Origin of the sequence: Natrinema thermotolerans, from assembly GCF_031165565.1 — an archaeon.
In the GTDB taxonomy this organism is placed as follows: Archaea; Halobacteriota; Halobacteria; order Halobacteriales; family Natrialbaceae; genus Natrinema; species Natrinema thermotolerans.
Window position 1 is genome coordinate 1459095 of sequence record NZ_CP101873.1, and the last position, 16370, is coordinate 1475464.

Annotated in this window: 18 protein-coding genes and 1 pseudogene; 11 read left to right on the plus strand and 8 right to left on the minus strand. The window is 64.9% G+C overall.

The genetic code is table 11. The features are described from left to right. The first annotated feature begins 65 nt into the window (after positions 1 to 65). The 5 genes from infB to NP511_RS07535 all read left to right on the plus strand — a co-directional run bounded on the left by infB (position 66) and on the right by NP511_RS07535 (position 4911). Positions 66 to 1865: a translation initiation factor IF-2 gene (infB, locus tag NP511_RS07515; protein WP_049965036.1), complete on the plus strand. Its 1800-nt coding sequence runs from the start codon at positions 66 to 68 to the stop codon at positions 1863 to 1865. A gap of 170 nt (positions 1866 to 2035) precedes the next feature. Next, positions 2036 to 2353 carry a MarR family transcriptional regulator gene (locus NP511_RS23035; RefSeq protein WP_084158254.1) on the plus strand — a complete coding sequence of 106 codons (318 nt, stop codon included), beginning with the start codon at positions 2036 to 2038 and terminating at the stop codon, positions 2351 to 2353. Beyond that, positions 2340 to 2852 carry a halocin C8-like domain-containing protein gene (locus NP511_RS07525; protein WP_049965037.1) on the plus strand — a complete coding sequence of 171 codons (513 nt, stop codon included), beginning with the start codon at positions 2340 to 2342 and terminating at the stop codon, positions 2850 to 2852. The genes NP511_RS23035 and NP511_RS07525 overlap by 14 nt, the downstream gene beginning before the upstream one ends. A gap of 78 nt (positions 2853 to 2930) precedes the next feature. Further along, on the plus strand, positions 2931 to 3308 hold the full coding sequence (locus NP511_RS07530) for a hypothetical protein (protein ID WP_049965038.1): 378 nt from the start codon (positions 2931 to 2933) through the stop codon (positions 3306 to 3308). Positions 3309 to 3465: 157 nt separating this feature from the next. Continuing rightward, on the plus strand, positions 3466 to 4911 hold the full coding sequence (locus NP511_RS07535) for a hypothetical protein (RefSeq protein WP_049965039.1): 1446 nt from the start codon (positions 3466 to 3468) through the stop codon (positions 4909 to 4911). A gap of 362 nt (positions 4912 to 5273) precedes the next feature. Here NP511_RS07535 and NP511_RS07540 read toward each other — a convergent pair whose 3' ends face one another. Next, positions 5274 to 6194 (minus strand): PH domain-containing protein, encoded by a 921-nt coding sequence (locus NP511_RS07540; protein ID WP_233274319.1) that lies wholly within the window; start codon positions 6192 to 6194, stop codon positions 5274 to 5276. Positions 6195 to 6373: 179 nt separating this feature from the next. On the opposite strand from NP511_RS07540, the gene NP511_RS07545 reads away from it, so the two are divergent. From NP511_RS07545 to NP511_RS07560, 4 genes are all read left to right on the plus strand, one after another. Further along, a complete protein-coding gene (locus NP511_RS07545; protein ID WP_049965041.1) occupies positions 6374 to 6724 on the plus strand; it encodes a hypothetical protein in 351 nt (116 codons plus the stop codon). A gap of 132 nt (positions 6725 to 6856) precedes the next feature. Then, positions 6857 to 8542: a glutamine hydrolyzing CTP synthase gene (gene pyrG, locus NP511_RS07550; protein WP_006650040.1), complete on the plus strand. Its 1686-nt coding sequence runs from the start codon at positions 6857 to 6859 to the stop codon at positions 8540 to 8542. Then, complete coding sequence (gene guaA, locus NP511_RS07555) at positions 8542 to 9459, plus strand: glutamine-hydrolyzing GMP synthase (RefSeq protein ID WP_049965042.1); 918 nt, start codon at positions 8542 to 8544, stop codon at positions 9457 to 9459. Before pyrG ends, guaA begins: the two co-directional genes overlap by 1 nt. Further along, positions 9456 to 9785, plus strand: coding sequence for a DUF7126 family protein (locus NP511_RS07560; RefSeq protein ID WP_049965043.1), 330 nt, complete (start codon positions 9456 to 9458; stop codon positions 9783 to 9785). The genes guaA and NP511_RS07560 overlap by 4 nt, the downstream gene beginning before the upstream one ends. 455 nt (positions 9786 to 10240) lie before the next feature. Here the strand turns inward: NP511_RS07560 and NP511_RS07565 are convergent, their stop codons facing one another. The 6 genes and pseudogenes from NP511_RS07565 to NP511_RS07590 all read right to left on the minus strand — a co-directional run bounded on the left by NP511_RS07565 (position 10241) and on the right by NP511_RS07590 (position 14351). Next, positions 10241 to 11017, minus strand: a complete 777-nt coding sequence (locus tag NP511_RS07565) for a 5-formyltetrahydrofolate cyclo-ligase (RefSeq protein ID WP_049965044.1) — start codon at positions 11015 to 11017, stop codon at positions 10241 to 10243. Next, complete coding sequence (locus NP511_RS07570) at positions 10959 to 11534, minus strand: MogA/MoaB family molybdenum cofactor biosynthesis protein (protein ID WP_049965045.1); 576 nt, start codon at positions 11532 to 11534, stop codon at positions 10959 to 10961. The genes NP511_RS07565 and NP511_RS07570 overlap by 59 nt, the downstream gene beginning before the upstream one ends. Before the next feature lie 130 nt (positions 11535 to 11664). Beyond that, a pseudogene (locus tag NP511_RS07575) lies at positions 11665 to 11955 on the minus strand (transcriptional regulator); the annotation flags it as partial. 1 nt (position 11956) lies between these two features. Continuing rightward, positions 11957 to 12583: a hypothetical protein gene (locus tag NP511_RS07580; RefSeq protein ID WP_049965046.1), complete on the minus strand. Its 627-nt coding sequence runs from the start codon at positions 12581 to 12583 to the stop codon at positions 11957 to 11959. Positions 12584 to 12585: 2 nt separating this feature from the next. Further along, complete coding sequence (locus NP511_RS07585; RefSeq protein ID WP_049965047.1) at positions 12586 to 13503, minus strand: ABC transporter ATP-binding protein; 918 nt, start codon at positions 13501 to 13503, stop codon at positions 12586 to 12588. Continuing rightward, positions 13494 to 14351 carry an ABC transporter permease gene (locus tag NP511_RS07590; RefSeq protein WP_049965048.1) on the minus strand — a complete coding sequence of 286 codons (858 nt, stop codon included), beginning with the start codon at positions 14349 to 14351 and terminating at the stop codon, positions 13494 to 13496. Before NP511_RS07590 ends, NP511_RS07585 begins: the two co-directional genes overlap by 10 nt. A gap of 138 nt (positions 14352 to 14489) precedes the next feature. Here NP511_RS07590 and NP511_RS07595 point away from each other — a divergent pair, with 138 nt between their 5' ends. Together NP511_RS07595 and NP511_RS07600 are read left to right on the plus strand one after the other, a co-directional pair. Beyond that, the gene (locus NP511_RS07595; RefSeq protein WP_049965049.1) at positions 14490 to 15515 is read left to right on the plus strand and encodes a zinc-binding dehydrogenase; all 1026 of its coding nucleotides are present in this window, start codon (positions 14490 to 14492) and stop codon (positions 15513 to 15515) included. A 73-nt stretch (positions 15516 to 15588) separates the two neighbouring features. Beyond that, complete coding sequence (locus NP511_RS07600; RefSeq protein ID WP_006650030.1) at positions 15589 to 15900, plus strand: DUF7977 family protein; 312 nt, start codon at positions 15589 to 15591, stop codon at positions 15898 to 15900. Between the two features lie 12 nt (positions 15901 to 15912). Here the strand turns inward: NP511_RS07600 and NP511_RS07605 are convergent, their stop codons facing one another. Then, positions 15913 to 16218, minus strand: coding sequence for a DUF7853 family protein (locus tag NP511_RS07605; RefSeq protein ID WP_006650029.1), 306 nt, complete (start codon positions 16216 to 16218; stop codon positions 15913 to 15915). Between the last annotated feature and the right edge of the window lie 152 nt (positions 16219 to 16370).

Genomic DNA, 16370 nt, shown 5'->3' on the forward strand with positions numbered 1-16370 from the left:
GATGACGATGGGTTTAACTACGGCGCTACGGACGATTTAGGTAAGACCTTCTCGGGTGGTTCATCATGTCGGACACGGATACACGCGACCCCACATCCCTCAGAACGCCGATCGTCGCCGTCCTCGGACACGTCGATCACGGCAAGACAAGTCTCCTCGATAAGATCCGCGGCTCCGCGGTCATCGAGGGCGAAGCAGGCGCGATCACCCAGCACATCGGCGCGACCGCCGTGCCGCTGGACATCATCTCGACGATCGCGGGCGATCTCGTCGACCCGGACGATTTCGACCTCCCTGGCCTCCTCTTTATCGACACGCCGGGTCACCACTCCTTTACGACGCTGCGATCTCGCGGGGGCGCGTTGGCCGACATCGCCATCCTCGTCGTCGACGTCAACGACGGCTTCCAGCCCCAGACGCTCGAGGCCCTGGACATCCTCAAGCGCTCGGAAACGCCGTTTATCGTCGCCGCGAACAAGATCGACACCGTCCCGGGCTGGAAGGAACACGAGGACACGCCGATCAACGACACCTACGAGTCCCAAACGGATCGCGTGCGCGAACGACTCGACGAGAGTCTCTACGAGATCATCGGCAACCTCTCGGACGAGGGGTTCTCCGCGGACCTCTACTGGCGGGTCCAGAACTTCCAGCGCAACGTCGGGGTCGTCCCCGTCTCGGCGATGACCGGCGAGGGCGTCCCCGACCTCCTGACCGTCATGATGGGGCTGTCCCAGCGCTACATGAAAGAGGAGATGGAGATCGACGTCGCCGGCCCCGGCGTCGGCACCGTCCTCGAGGTCAAAGAGGAGAAAGGGTTCGGGACGACCATCGACACGGTGCTGTACGACGGGACGATCCGGGCCGACGACACGCTCGTCGTCGGCGGGCAAAACGAGCCGATCGTTACCGAGGTCCGGGCCCTGCTCCAGCCGCGGCCACTGGCCGAGATTCGTACCGAGAGCCGCTTCGAAACGGTCGATGAGGTGTCGGCCGCGTCCGGGATCAAGGTCGCCGCGCCCGACCTCACGGACGCGATGGCCGGCGCGCCGGTCCGGGTCGTCCGCGACCGCGACCTCGAGGAAGTCATCGCGGAAGTCCAGGCCGAACTGGCCGATATCGCCGTCGACACGGCCGAAGAAGGCGTCGTCGTCAAGGCAGACACCCTGGGCAGCCTCGAGGCGATGGCCGACGCCTTGGGCGAGGCCGAGGTCCCGATCGTCCGCGCGGAGGTCGGCGACGTCGCGCCGCGTGACGTCTCGGTCGCCTCGACGGCCGAGGACCCGAAACAGCAGGTGATCCTCGGGTTCAACGTCGACGCCCTGGACGACGCCGAGCAGCGCGCCGAGATCGAGGACGTCTCGATCTTCACCGACGAGGTCATCTACCAGCTCGTCGAGGGCTACGAGGAGTACGTCGAGAACATCGAGCAGGCCCAGCAGGACACCATCCTCGAGAACATCACCCGGCCCGCCCGATTCCGGATCCTGCCGGATCACACCTTCCGCCAGAACGATCCGGCGGTCGTCGGCGTCGAGGTGAACTCGGGGACGATCCAGACCAACGCCAACGTCGTCAAGTTCGAGGGCAACGAACCCGAGCGCGTCGGGCAGGTCAAGGGCATTCAGGAACAGGGCGAGGACGTCGACGAGGCCCGCGCGGGCAACCGCGTCTCGGTCGCCATCGACGGCCCCACCGTCGGCCGCGGGATCGAGGAGGACGACGAACTCTGGGCCGAGATCCCCGAGAAACACGCGAAGATCTTAGAGCAGGAACTCGCCAGCGAGATCCCCGGCGACGAACTCGAGGCGCTGAACATGTACCTCGACAAGCAGCGCAACCGCGATCCGTTCTGGGGCAAATAATTCAGCACGCTTCGATAGAACTAATGCTTATTTTGCCACATTCGTTCCAGGCAAACACAGGTATATGGATTAATCAATGCAGTGTATGGCTGACTCTTCCTATTGGATGGTGTATGAAATATATACAATTATAGAAGATTTTATTAATTGTCATATAGTATGCTCTAATAATGGAGGGAGCCTATGAAAAAATAGCGTACTTGTCCAGGTCTGCGAACCGGCCTCAACTGTTACGAACGATCGCAGATCACCCAAGTACTCCGTCGGATCTCGTCGAACGGTGTTCTATCTCGCGAGCAACTGTTCAAAGAATTATTACGGATTTCGAGAATTATGGGTGGGTGATAAAGAACAACGGCAAATACGACCTCACTGCTGCAGGATCACACATACTTGAAGTATATATGGAAGCAATAACAAAGACAGAACAGATTATCGAAGCAAAGCCTGTCCTTCGTCAATTCTCTCCGGGGAATGAACCAACTTGAACTCGTCTCGGTCCCGATAGCGGGTTCGAGCGCCGACGAGGCCTATCTCACGATCGGACGATCGCTTGATTCAGCGGAAGTGACGATTGCGTCGCTCGAGTACGTCGAGAGATCGATCGAACAACCGTCCGCCGATATACAGTCTATTGACGACGTAGAGGGAACAGTTACCGCACGCGTCGTCGACGCGCTCGATGGGATGGAAGAGACGGTACACGACGTATCGCTTGACTCCGCCGGTCCGGCCGCCGAATCGGGCGAAATCTCGGTGGCGTTTGATGTCGGGTGTGCAGGATGTACAACTGCGGTGAAGCAAATCTGTCGGATCGGATGCGGAGCATCAACTGCTTTCATTTGTGGCGTTCTTACTGGACTCGGTTACATCGCGGGCGGTGGGTGCTTCGCATTCACGCAGGCCGCTTGTGCTGCGATCAGCCATGTTGGCTGTGATTCCCCTGCCGAAGATATCTGCTCTCATTCGGAACTCGACCTCTGCTGACGGTTCAGAATCGAGTACGGCCGAATGATCGAAATGTATTTGTTAATTCATTTCCAAGTATAATACAGATAGGACACAATGTTTCAAGAGCGCCTCTCGTTATTGACGACAAATAAACTTCTCATCGGAAACGCGCTTCTGCTTGCGTTTTCCGGAACCGTACTGTACGGACTCGTCGAGATCGGTGTTTCGTCTTGGTACGCGGTGGCAGGGGTTTTCGTCATTTTGTCGGGCCTCTGCCACGGAGTCGGTATCGTACTTTTCGATCACCGACCGCGCTCGCTCGCGGGTGGTGGTTTCGGCTTCCTTCTGGCTGCAGGATTCGTGGTTCTCTTCGCACCGATTACCACGGATGATGCGCTGCTCGTCGTCGGTGCCGGCGTTTGGATCGTCGTCGCAATTCCGCTCTTCGGCGAAGCAGCGGGTCTGAACACGCCGGATGAGCATGGGGAATAATCACGTCCGTCTCGTCCTATCGACGACACTCCGTCGGAGTATCCGTCGGCTAACAGCCGATCGCCGACGGTTGTTGTTACTGGTCGCGAGTTTCCTCGTTACGACGCCGGTCTGGTATCGCGGTACTCGCCTCGTGTATCGGTACGGCCGAAGATGGGTGACGGGTGAGCCACCGATCCCGCTTCCCGACCTTCTCGGGAACCAACTGTCCTTCTTAGCAATTCTCATCGTCGGACTCACCGTGCTTCGAACGGCCCTAGAGATCGGCTATCCGGACGAACCAGCGTTCGTCCTGCTTGCCACGCCCGCACCGGACGTCGCCACCGGATTGGTACTCGCCGAGTGCGTTCGCGTCGTGTTCGTCCTCGGTGTACCGATAACTGCCGTCTGGACCGTCTTTGCGTTCGGGATGGGCGCGCCACTGCTCGTCGTCACCGGCGGGATATCCGTTGCATTGTTTCTCCTCGCGTGTGTCCTCGGCGGGTACCTACTCGGGCTCGGTGTGACGCCGGTCGTCCGACGGATCGGACATCGAGTGCTATACGGTCTTCTTGCCGTCGTTCTCGCAGTCGTCATTGCCGGTCTCGAGCGGACTCCGTCGCCCCTCGCATCATTTCCAGAAGCCGTCCGTTCCCTCGAGGCAATCCAGACGCCCCTGTCCGTGTATACGAACCTCGCGCTTCTCGGTTCGCCCGCCGTTTCGACGGCCAGTCCGGTGGGGTCCATCCTTTCGATCGCTACGGCGGTCGCGCTTCCGCTCTGTCTCCTCGGCGCGGTCCGAACGGTCGCGCCTGCAGTCTGGTGGCGATCCTCCCAGCGATCCGCCGGCGCCAAACCGACGCGAGCGGCCGCAACGGGACACGTCCCGTTCAAGAGTCACCCGTCAGTTCGCGTTGCTCGGATACAGATACTTCGCGGTGTTCGAAACCCCGCTGGTCTCGCACACGTGTTCGTCGCTGCGTTCGTGTTGCTCCCGACAGGAGTCTCGCTCCTTGGAGAACCGCTTCCGGTCGCGCTGCTCGTTGGCCCGCCTATCGTTTCGGTGGCAACCGTCTGGGTCGCTGGCGCGCTCTTTTGTCTGAACCCGATCGGCGACAGCGGACCGATGTACTCACAGCTCGTCCTCGCGACCGTTCCCGATCGGTGCTTCGTCGACGGTCGGATGCTCGCGGGGCTTGTCATTACGCTTCCACCGGCAACGATACTGCTTGCAGTGGCTGGCATCGTAGGCCCGATTACGATCCCACAGACAGCGATACTGACCGGGGTCACTGTGCTGTCTGCAATCTGTGCGACAGCAGTTGGAAGCGGTCTCGGTTGTCTGGTACCGGCAACCCATCGATCGACCCGGGCCGACGGCCGGACCGTCGTCACTCCGCACCTCACCGTACTCGGGCTCTACTCGTTTCTCGTCGGAGCCGGTGGTTTGGTCGGCTTGCTCCTCGTATTTCTTCCGGAAGCGTTCACGATCGTCGTACCGTCCGTACCTGCCGACACAATTCAAACGTGGGGTGGGCTTGCCCTGTTGACGAGTTGTACTGCGATCAGCATCCTCTCGTATCGCTACGCGACGGTCCGGTTCGTACGGTACGAGTTGTACTGACCTGTTCCGATCAATTGTCCTTGATTCGTGACAGGCTCTACCGCTCGCTCATGTCGAACTCGATTCCCCACTTCCCGTCCACGAGTTGCTGCGAGAAAAACAGGGGCGTACCGTAACCAGCCATGAGCAGTCCATGGAACGCCCCGATAATTTCGCGTGGTCGCAGGCGAACGTTATGGTCATCACCGCGGTGAATACGAGTCCGCCGGATCGGAGGCTGCTACGCTTTCAGGTCCCGGCGACAGTGAGTTCGTCGTCGCTCCAAATCGCGACGAAGTTGCGGGCGGAGACAGGGACATGGAATTCGATTCCGGCGGGGCCGCGAGCGGATACCATGGCCCGATGACGACCCGTGACTCGTGTCAGTTCGTCATATCGACGACCCGCGAACCGCGACGCGCGGCCCGTTCGCGGGCGCGCTCGAGCGCCTCGACGACCGCGTCGGCGTCGTCGATCGCCGAGCGGTCACAGCGGAGATCGAAGACGCTACTGTCGAGGCCAAAGCGCCGCCGTTCGACGACGAGTTCGTCGTCGGTCAGCCGGACGCCGTCGACCGTCGCCCAGGGAATGAACCCTTTCCAGAACGACCGGTCGACGACGAGGCCGGCCTCGTGAACGCGGATCTCCGGTGGGTTCCAGCGGTCGGTCTCCTCGAGGTCGTACCAGTCGTACCGTCTCGAGAGGATCATGACGACCCCGTAAACGACCCAGAACGGCCCGAGGTACCACTCGCCCTGCCAGATGCTGACCAGTCCGGCGAGGATCATGAACGCCATGATTACGGTGTAGGCCGGTTCGCCGGTCCACCCGCCGCTTCGCTGCCACGTCCACGTCGCGGCGGGTTCGTCGGTCGTGAGCGCGTCGACGTACCGGTTTTTCGCCATCCGCTCGAGGCCAAAGCCCGAGACGCCGGCCAGAACGGCCGCGGCGACGGTCAGGACGATGAACCGACCGGTGTCGGCGATCGGCATGGTCCCGGCGGTAAAGAGAAGCGCCGTAAACGCCGCCGCCGGGGCGTAACAGCCGAGTCGTCGCCAGCGGCTCCGGCCGATACGCTCGGGCAGTCCCCGCGCCCGGCTGGCGTAGATGTGGCCGACGATGGCGACGGCAGTCACTGTACTCGGCAGGATGCCAAGCAGCGCCGCCGTCCCCACGTCGGCGAACACCCCCGCGATCGCGACGATCCCGGTGACGACGATCCCGAGATAGAAGCCGAACCCGGCCTGGAAGCCAATGTCGGGGTCGCTCACTTCGAGGGGACGGTGCCGGTCGTATGATGCCACGGTGTTCGCGATTTCGATTCCCGGGCATAAAATAAAACCGGTACCCTTAGTCCGATGACACGCCCGCCGGTCTCGACTCACCCGCCGCTGTATGCTCTCGTCGACGGCGTACCGGCGACTCGAGACCGCCCGGCGAGTTCCAGTATGAGAGTTACCACACTGCAGGTCGTGGCTAGCGTATGCTCGTACAGCTCCACCAGTACAAACACGAGGAGGTCCAGTTCGACGACAACCGAACGACCGGTGAGTCCCAGACCGAGGACGCGGTGAATCCCGATGCGGACGACTACTTCGGGGCCGAGATGGACGAGTTCGACGTCGAGACGTGGGACACCGTCGAGTACGAGGGCGACCCCATCCAGCGCCGGTCGGTCACGATCGACGGCGTCACCGCCGTGTCGGTGCTACAGGACGCCGACGAAGGGGATCCGGGACTCCCCGGACGGACGATCCAGATACGAATGGAGGGCGGGAACGAATCCCTCGAGGGGGCCGAGATCGTCGACGTACAGGACGAAGCCCCCGGGTGAGAGTCGCCGGTGGACGACCGTGGCTGTCGTGGCCGTGATAGTGACTGTCTCCAACGGCAATGGGGAGTGACAACCCCTATCGGGGCGGTTCGCTCCCGAAATCGTTTTCAAGCGGTCGCGCGCACACTCGGTATGCCGACGGAATCGGACACTCATTATGACCCCTCGCTGGGGAACAAGTTCATCTTCGTCACCGGCGGCGTCATGTCGGGGCTCGGCAAGGGGATTACGGCCGCGAGTACCGGCCGACTCCTGAAAAACGCCGGGTTCGACGTCACCGCAGTGAAGATCGATCCGTACCTGAACGTCGACGCGGGGACGATGAACCCCTACCAGCACGGGGAAGTCTACGTACTGGAAGACGGGGGCGAGGTCGACCTCGATCTGGGGAACTACGAGCGGTTCCTCGACATCGACATGACCTCGGATCACAACATCACGACGGGGAAGACCTACCAGCACGTCATCGAGAAGGAACGCGCCGGCGATTACCTGGGCAAGACCGTCCAGATCATCCCGCATATCACCAACGACATCAAACGGCGGATCCGGGAGGCCGCCGAAGGCACCGACGTCTGTATCATCGAAGTCGGCGGCACCGTCGGGGACATCGAGGGGATGCCCTACCTCGAGGCCCTGCGCCAGTTCGCCCACGAGGAACCGGAGGAGAACGTCCTCTTCACCCACGTGACCCTCGTCCCGTACTCGAAAAACGGCGAGCAGAAGACCAAGCCGACCCAGCACTCGGTCAAGGAAGTCCGTTCGATCGGCCTCCAGCCCGACGTGATCGTCGGCCGCTGTGAGGATCGACTCGATCCCGAGACCAAAGAGAAGATCGCGCTGTTCTGTGACATCCCGACCGAGGCAGTGTTCTCGAACCCCGACGTCGAGGACGTCTATCACGTCCCGCTGATGGTCGAGGACGAAGGGTTGGACCAGTACGTCCTCGAACACTTCGGGCTGGCCGAGGAGGCCCTACCGGAAGGCGAACGTGCCAACGAGTGGCGCGAGATCGTCACGAGCGAGAAGGACGGTGCGGTCGATATCGCGCTGGTCGGCAAGTACGACCTCGAGGACGCGTACATGTCGATCCACGAGTCGCTGAAACACGCCGGCTTCGAGGTCGGCGTCGACGTGAACGTCCACTGGGTCGCGGCCGACGAACTGAGCGAGGGCCACGACGGCCAACTCGAGGGGATGGACGGCGTCATCGTCCCCGGCGGCTTCGGGATGCGCGGCTCCGAAGGGAAGATCCGCGCGGTCCAGTACGCCCGCGAGAACGACGTGCCGTTCCTGGGCCTGTGTCTGGGCTTCCAGATGGCCGTCGTCGAATACGCACGGAACGTGCTGGGCTTCGAGGGGGCCCACTCCGCCGAGATGGAGGAAGACACGCCCCACCCCGTCATCGACATCCTGCCCGAGCAATACGAGGTCGAGGACATGGGCGGGACGATGCGGCTGGGTGAACACACGACCGTCATCGAGCCCGAGACGCTGGCCTACGACCTGTACGGCGACACCTCCTGTTCGGAGCGCCATCGCCACCGCTACGAGGTCAACCCCGAGTACTTCGACGCCTTCGAGGACGAGCCGCTGACGTTCTCCGGGACCGCGGGCAACCGAATGGAAATCCTCGAACTCGAGGATCATCCGTTCTTCGTCGGGACGCAGTTCCACCCCGAGTACACGTCCCGACCCGGCCAGCCGAGCCCGCCGTTCCTGGGGCTGGTCGAGGCCGTTCTCGAGGGACCGGCCGATGACGACGACACCGACCCCGCAGACGACGACACCGACGCGGAAACAGAGGTAACCCACTGATGGTAGATACCGAGACGTTCGTTCCCGACGCAGTCGCAGAGATCGAAGACGAAATCGGCGATGCAAACGCCGTCATCGCCCTCTCGGGCGGCGTCGACTCCTCGACGGCCGCCGCGCTGGCGTACGAGGCGATCGGCACCCAGCTTACGGCCGTCTACGTCGACACCGGCCTGATGCGGAAAGGCGAAACCGACGAGATCCGCGAGACGTTCGACTACATGGACAGTCTCCGGATCGTGGAGGCCCAAGACCGCTTCCTCGAGGCGCTCAAGGGCGTCACCGACCCGGAGGAGAAACGCCACATCATCGGCGAGCAGTTCATCCGGGAGTTCGAGACAGTCGCGAAAGAGGTCGACGCGGACTACCTCGTGCAGGGGACGATCTACCCCGACCGCATCGAAAGCGAGGGGACGATCAAGTCCCACCACAACGTCGGCGGCCTCCCGGAGGTCGTCGACTTCGAGGGCATTGTCGAGCCCATGCGCGACCTCTACAAGGACGAGGTCCGCGAGGTCGCCCGCGCGCTCGACCTCGAGGAGGTCGTCTCCGAACGCATGCCGTTCCCCGGCCCCGGCCTCGCCGTGCGGATCATCGGCGAGATCACCGAGGAGAAGTTGGAGGTCGCCCGCGAGGCCAACCACGTCGTCGAGGAGGAACTCGAGGAGTACGAGCCCTGGCAGGCGCTGGCGGCCGTCATCGGCAAGGCCACCGGCGTCAAGGGTGACAACCGCGTCCACGGCTGGGTCGTCTCGGTGCGCTCGGTCGAGTCCCGCGACGGAATGACCGCCCGCGCCCAAGAGATCGACTGGGACACCCTCCAGCGCATTCAGTCCCGAATTACGGGGTCCCACGAGAACGTCGCCCGCGTCGTCTACGACGTGACTCACAAACCGCCCGCGACCATCGAGTACGAATGAGCGCCACGACCGCGGTCGTCGCCGGCGACGACGAGGACGGCATCGGCGCGGCCCTCGAGAACGCAGGCGTCGACGTGACCCGCGTCACGGGCGTCGTCTCCCGTCCCCAACTCGAGGAGGCCGGCGTCGTCGAGGCCGACCTCTACGTCCTGACCGACGTCGGGCAGGCGACGACGATCCCGATCGTCTGCGATCTGAACGAGGACGTCCGGACCGTCGTCTACGCCAACCGGACGGTCCCGGAGTTCGTCAAGGGCCAACTCGACATCGCGATCGACCCGCAGTTGATGGACGCCGACATCGTCGTCGAGGAACTCGTCGACTGAGGCAGCCGCCGGAACACCGGTCACGAGGAGCCGGGGCGATGGCAGCCGAATTCGTCGTCGTCCGAACGCCGGCGAAGCGTCCGTTCCGGCGACCGTCAGCGTTCGCTTTCATTACGTCCGAGACGTCCAGTATAAACCGTCTGACGGCGGATCTCGAGCCGATAAAGCCGCGTTGAATTCGGTCAAACTCGGCGTAAGAGCGGTATACCATCACCGCCGTTCAAGTGGGATCGGCCGCTACTACCGCGTGGAGGTCGACGGGCAGACCCCAAGGCACCCACCACCTGTTCCCGCGACTTCCAGCAACCCCACCACAGCACCCTTCCCCCACCACTGCCAACCGATTCTCGCCGACGCGAGCCCGCCCCACCGGCTCGCGTCACACCCTGCGACCCTGGCATTCGGGGCACGGCTCGACCGTGCCCCGGGGATGGATCCCCTTTCCTCGACGCGAACTACCGCTCCCGGAGCCGCCGGAGGACCGGAATCTCCGCGAGTCGTTCGTCCGCGAGCAGCTCCCAGTCGATGCCGGTCGGCTGGTCGCCGGTCTCGGGCCGAACGACGCGGTCGGGCGTGACCACGAGGTTCATCGCGACGTCGTGGCTCCCGATCTCGACCGGGCCGTCGATCAGCTGCCGTTCGTGGACCGTCGTCGCGACCGGCGTCGCGTCGTCGACGAGGCCGAGGTCCCGGAGGACGGCGTACTCGAGGTCGCTGTAGCCCTCGCCCTTGCCGATGCGGCCCCCGCTCTCGGTGACGGCGACGCTTCCCGAGACGATCAGATCGACCCGATCGACCTCGTCCGGGCCGATCTGTTCCCCGTGTTTCGACGAGCCCGAGACGGTCGTCGCCGCGTCGTAGTCCGCGAGGTCGTCCGGATCGAGCTTCAGGAAACACTCCTCGTCACGGAGACGGGGGACCGCCATGTAGACGGTCTTGCCCTCGCGTAACGCCCGCCGGCGGACGGGCAGTTGCGGCGCGTCGGGGTTGGCCTTGATCGCCGTCGCCCGCTCCCATTCGGGTTGCTCGGCCAGTCGGTCGGCGGCGGCGTCGGCCCCCGCGAAATTCGGGATCCGGCCGTGGGGCGGGAACGGGAACCGCGCTTCGCCGCTGTCCTCGAGATCGTCCCAGACCCGCTCGCGGACGGCCGCCTTGTCGAGCGGTTCGCTCACGTCAGGCACCTCCGTCGGCGGGTTCGGCCCCGTTCGCGTCGGTCGGCTCCTCGTCGGCATCGGACGACTCCTCGTCGGCGTCGGCCGCCTCGTACCCGGCGCGCTCGACGAGGGTGGACGCTTCCGCGAGGACGATCTCCTCGAGGGCGAGCTGGACCGCGTCGACGTGCCCCGGCAGGCAGAAGACCGGCGTGCCGTCGGCCACGCCCGCGAGCGTCCGTGCGCCGACGACCGCCGTGCCGACCCGCTCGTAGCCGAGAACGGTGACGAGTTCGCTGAACGCGGCCAGTTCCTTCTTCAGGAGCGGTTCGACCGCCTCGATCGTGATATCGCCGGGCTCGACACCGGTCGCGCCGGCCGTGATCACGATATCGACGTCGTCGCGGTCGAGCAGCCGTGAGACGATCGACTGGACCGTATCGTGATCCGAGTTGACGTGTTCCCGTACCGCGACCTCGTGTCCGTCGGCCTCGAGGAGATCGGTGACCGTCTCCCCGGCCGCGTCTTCCTCGAGACCGCGGTCCGAGGCGATCGTGATGACGCCGGTACAGAGCGTGTCCGCGTCCGTCTCGTCCATACGCCGCCTTCGAAAGCCGGCGGGTAAAAGCTACGCACGCGGGTTACGGCGTGGGGTCGGGCCCCGGCCCGCCGTTCGGATCCCGCTCCCGGTCCGGCATGGCGTCGGGATCGTACGGCGGGTCCGACCCCGAGTCGGTGTCGAGATCGGCGATGAGCGACTCGAGGGTGCGGACGTGGTCCTCGAACAGTTCCTCGCCGCGGTCGGTGAGTCGATACGTCGTCTGGGGGGTGTCGTCGACGAACTCCTTTTCGACGGCGACGCAGTCGGCCTCGGCCATGCGGTCGATGTGGCTGGCGAGGTTCCCGTTGGTCACCTCGAGGGTCGACGTGAGGGCGGTAAACCCCGTCGGACCGTTCGCGTAGAGGTGTGCGAAGATCCGAAGTCGCGTCGGTTGGTGGACTAGTTTGTTGAATTCCATGTCAGTATCGGAAGAGAGCAACGTAGGTCGCGACGTGATGCAGTGCGATGCCGATGCCGAACGCCGCGTACTCCCAGCCCTCGAAGGCGGGGATGTAAGGGATGGCCGCCGAGAGGACCATGATCCACGCGCCGCCGACGACGAACGCGTACCGGTCGGCGGGCCTGACGTCGTACGCGGCGAGCAACTGGCCCATGAGGACGTAGCCGACGCCGATGACCGCGCCCGCGGCGACGATCGCCAGCCGAACCGCGTTCGTCGGGCCCAGCGACTCGAAGACCGGGCGAAGTCCGACGACCAGGGCGATGACGCCGGCGAGGACCGCGACGAACCAGCGCCGCTGGCTCGGCAGCCCCGCGGCCGGCGGCTCGTAGCTCGACCGGAGGCGTCGCTTCGCGAGTTCACAGCAGCCGACGACGCCGGCGAACGCGACGGCGATCCACGGCCGAAACCCCTCGCGGAGCCAGAACTGGACGATAGTGAAGAGGAGCCCGGTACAAACACCCTCCACGATCCAGAACCGCCACCAGTAGGGGTGGTCCGACGCGAGCCCCATGGCTCCCTTGATCTCCGCGATTTCGGCCTCGAGCCGGTCGGGATCGACGTCGTCCGAGACGTTCCGGGCCATCGTTACTGTCCGTTCGTGGTCGGTACACCGTTCGTATAGTAATTAAACAGGGCGGTGTAGGTCGGCTCGACGATCGACAGATCGGCCCGATCGATCCCCGTCTCGGCCGCCAGGTCGGCGAGGACCCCTTCGGGATCGGCGGCGGCCCCGTATTCGCTCGGGACGACCGCCCGAACGTTCCCGGCCACCGCGAACGGCTCGCCGTCGGCGACGGCGGCCAGCGCGCTCGCGTTCGCCGCGCGGGTCTCGAGGACCGGCGGGACCGACGCCAGCAGCTCCTCGGGCGCGCCCGTCGCGACGATCCGGCCGCCGGCGAGGAAGGCGAGTCGATCGGCGACGTCGGCGTTCATCGGCCGATGGCTGGTGACGACGAGGGTCTTTCCGGCCGCTCGCTTCTCGCGGAACAGTTCGTGGACCGTCGGGACCGTCGCCAGATCCAGCGCGGCCGTCGGCTCGTCGAACAGGTACAGCGGCACGTCGATGCTGGCCGCGATCGCGAGTTCGAGCTTCCGGACCATCCCGCCGGAGTAGTCCGCGACGGGCCTGTCGAGGTCGTCCGCGATGCCCAGCCTCGCGACGTGGTCGCGCCACGCGTCGGTAAACTGCGGGTGGAGCCGTCGATAGAAATTGACGTTCTCGCGGCCAGTGAGTTTCTCGAGCGCCAGCGCGTCCTGCAGGAGGAAGCTCGTGGTGTCCGCGCGGGCGGTCGCGGGCTCGCCGAAGACCTCGACGTCGCCCGCCGACGGCCGCTGGCTGCCGGCGAGACACGACAGCAAGACCGACTTGCCGACCCCGTTCGGCCCCATCAACACGAGCAGTTCGCCCGCCTCGACGATGAGATCGACCGCCTCGAGGACGCCGTCGTCGCCGAAGGACTTGCTGACGCCGTCGGCGGTCGCGACCGGCTCGGTCACGTCCACCACCCCCGGTCGTAGAGGGTCCGGGTGACCAGTACCGAGCCGGCGACGACCGCGATCAGCGTGTAGCCGGTCAGCAACGCGAGGAACGCCGGTTCGGTCGGCAGTTGGGGCGGTGAGACGCCGAGTTCGGTCCAGTTCTCGGCGGGGACGAGGTGAGCTACGAGCAGCCGCGTCGCCAGCGTGTTCGGGAGGTAGTTCAACGCCGGGCCGTCGATCGGCGACTGTGCCGGAACGACCCCGTTGAGCCCGGTGAGGACGAACGCCATGACGGCCACGAGCGTCGTCGCCATCGACGCGACGCGTTTGTTCCCCGCGACGACCACGAACGGGACGGCGACGACCATCCAGAACAGACAGGCCGCCACCCCGGCGAGCAGGACGACCGGCACCGACGCGGGCCCGCGGAGCCCGAATGCCGCGCCGGTCGCGACCGCGACGACGATCGTGACGGCGAACGACCCCGCGGCGAGGACGAGCCCGGCCGCCATCCGGCCGGCCAGTTCGGCCGACGACGAGATCGGCATCGACCGGTAGGCCGCGTACCGCCGGTCCTCGAGGTCCGTCGCGAGCTGGCTCCCGAAGAGGAACAAAGAGACGAACATCGCCCCGAGGACGCCGGTGCCGATCGCGACGCTCGCGTCGGCCGCGGCCGACGTCTCGGTCCCTTGCGTCACCCGGAGCAGGTACGTGATCGCGGGGAACGCGATCACCCACGCCAACATGAGACCGCTGTTCCGGACTTCCCGGAGACTCCGGTCGGTGAACGCGCGGGCCTGTGCGAACCAGACGCCGCGGCTCCCGGTCGATACGCCGTCCGCCGCTTCCGTCGTCGGTGTCTCGGTCGCCATCGGCTTCGCGTCGACCCGACGGACGGCCCACGGAAAGTATTTTGCATTGCAAAGTCACTTTGCAGTACAAACAAAGGGGCGTCGCCGGAGTGCTGGTAGCCCAACTGTTATGCACGCCGTTTCCGTTGGCTGCTGTATATGCAGGCAGTCCAAATCACGGAACACGGCGACACCGACGTCATCGAGTACGGCGAGTTCCCCGACCCCGAGATCGATCGGGACGAGGTACTGGTCGACGTCAAGGCGGCCGCGCTCAACCATCTGGACATCTGGACGCGCCGCGGAATGCCGGGACTGGACCTCGAGATGCCCCACATTCCGGGCAGCGACGCGGCGGGCGTCGTCGAGGAGGTCGGCGAGGACGTGACCCGGTTCGAGGAAGGCGACCGCGTCGCGGTCTCGGCCGGCGTCGGCGACCTCCGGATGGACGACCCGACGCTCGACCCGAAGTTCCACATCATCGGCGAACACGTCCGGGGCGTCCACTCCGAGTACGCCGCCGTCCCCGAGGACAACCTCATCCCCGTCCCGGAGGGCGTCGACTGGGCGGTCGCCGGCTCCAGCAGTCTGGTCTTCCAGACCGCGTGGCGCATGCTCATCGAGCGGGCGGACCTCGAGGCCGGCGAGAGCGTCCTCGTGCTGGGGGCAAGCGGCGGGGTCGGCCACGCCGCCTTACAGATCGCCGACTACGCCGGCGCGGAGGTCTACGCCACCGGCAGCACCGAGGAGAAACTCGAGTACGCCGAGGCACACGGCGCGGATCACGTCTGTAACTACGAGGAGGAGAACTTCGCAGACTGGGTCCTCTCGGAGACGGACGGCCGCGGGGTCGACGTGGTCGTCGAACACGTCGGCGCGCCCACCTGGCGGGACTCGCTGAAGAGCCTGACCAAGGGCGGCCGGCTCGTGACCTGCGGCGGCACGGGCGGGGGCAACCCCGAGACGGACATCCCGCGGATCTTCTGGGAACAGCTCACGATCATCGGCTCGACGATGGCCACGCCCGAGCAGGTCGACGACGTGATGGAACTGGTCTGGGACGGCACCTTCGAACCCGCGATCCGCGAGGAGTTGCCGATGAGCGAGACGGCCCGCGCTCACGAGATCATCGAGAACCGGGAGGGCTTTGGCAAGGTCGTCGTTCGGCCGGACAGCGAACTCTAAACCCCGTCTCGATCACGGCCGACCCGGTTGGCCAACCGTGAGGGCTTTTACGATGCGGTCAAAGGGTCCGATAGTGAGTTCGAACGACGACGGCGGCTACGTCCACGATCCGGCGGCGTTCGACGCCGACGACGGGGAAACCGACGAGTCGGCCGACGACGACGATGGGTGGGACCCGTCCCACCCAGAGACGGCCGACCGGGAGTTCGACTGGCGCGGCTGGGTCCTCGTCGGCGTCCTCGTGTTCGCCTTCCTGATCGCCCCGACCGCGATCTATCTCTTCCCGCCCGGCGCGGAGGGATATCGGTTCGCATTACTAATCCTGCCGCTGGCTCCAGCTATTCTGCTCGCTGTGACTGCCGTCTGGGCGACGACGCGCCCCTGAAAAAGCGGTCCCTTAGGGCTCGCGAACGCCCTCGAGGGTCTCGAGGACGGCCGCCCCGTGGCTGACGTCCCGTTCCGGAGCGTCCTCGCGGTCGACGTACGAGGCCAACGCGGTATAGAGCCGGTCGGCCTGGGAACCGGTGAGTCGCGTCTCGCCGTCGGCTTCGACCGCGTCGATCGACTCAAGTACCCACTCCGGCGGTGTCTCGTCGCCGTCGAGAGCCTCGTCAAGCCGGTTCGACAGGACGTGATGGGCGACCCATTGCTCGTCTCGGGAGAGCGTGACTTCGTACGTCTCGGTTTGTGGTGAGGAACTCATTTCGTCAGACGGGACCATGGTGTCGGTCCTCAGGCAACGCTACGAACAGCGTGATAATAAGCCTTGTTACCGAGTGGCATGATTGCCGCGTTCCGCTAAACTACAACGGTCGCGTGCCACGCGGGGGTGACCGACGGACCCACGGCCGACAA

What these genes read in the sequence shown, in the direction of transcription:
- infB (WP_049965036.1), top strand. Translation starts at nt 66, where the DNA reads ATGTCGGACACGGATACACGCGACCCCACATCCCTCAGAACGCCGATC.
- NP511_RS23035 (WP_084158254.1), top strand. Translation starts at nt 2,036, where the DNA reads ATGGAGGGAGCCTATGAAAAAATAGCGTACTTGTCCAGGTCTGCGAAC.
- NP511_RS07525 (WP_049965037.1), top strand. Translation starts at nt 2,340, where the DNA reads ATGAACCAACTTGAACTCGTCTCGGTCCCGATAGCGGGTTCGAGCGCC.
- NP511_RS07530 (WP_049965038.1), top strand. Translation starts at nt 2,931, where the DNA reads ATGTTTCAAGAGCGCCTCTCGTTATTGACGACAAATAAACTTCTCATC.
- NP511_RS07545 (WP_049965041.1), top strand. Translation starts at nt 6,374, where the DNA reads ATGCTCGTACAGCTCCACCAGTACAAACACGAGGAGGTCCAGTTCGAC.
- pyrG (WP_006650040.1), top strand. Translation starts at nt 6,857, where the DNA reads ATGCCGACGGAATCGGACACTCATTATGACCCCTCGCTGGGGAACAAG.
- guaA (WP_049965042.1), top strand. Translation starts at nt 8,542, where the DNA reads ATGGTAGATACCGAGACGTTCGTTCCCGACGCAGTCGCAGAGATCGAA.
- NP511_RS07560 (WP_049965043.1), top strand. Translation starts at nt 9,456, where the DNA reads ATGAGCGCCACGACCGCGGTCGTCGCCGGCGACGACGAGGACGGCATC.
- NP511_RS07565 (WP_049965044.1), bottom strand. Translation starts at nt 11,017, where the DNA reads ATGCCGACGAGGAGCCGACCGACGCGAACGGGGCCGAACCCGCCGACG.
- NP511_RS07570 (WP_049965045.1), bottom strand. Translation starts at nt 11,534, where the DNA reads ATGGACGAGACGGACGCGGACACGCTCTGTACCGGCGTCATCACGATC.
- NP511_RS07580 (WP_049965046.1), bottom strand. Translation starts at nt 12,583, where the DNA reads ATGGCCCGGAACGTCTCGGACGACGTCGATCCCGACCGGCTCGAGGCC.
- NP511_RS07590 (WP_049965048.1), bottom strand. Translation starts at nt 14,351, where the DNA reads ATGGCGACCGAGACACCGACGACGGAAGCGGCGGACGGCGTATCGACC.
- NP511_RS07595 (WP_049965049.1), top strand. Translation starts at nt 14,490, where the DNA reads ATGCAGGCAGTCCAAATCACGGAACACGGCGACACCGACGTCATCGAG.
- NP511_RS07605 (WP_006650029.1), bottom strand. Translation starts at nt 16,218, where the DNA reads ATGAGTTCCTCACCACAAACCGAGACGTACGAAGTCACGCTCTCCCGA.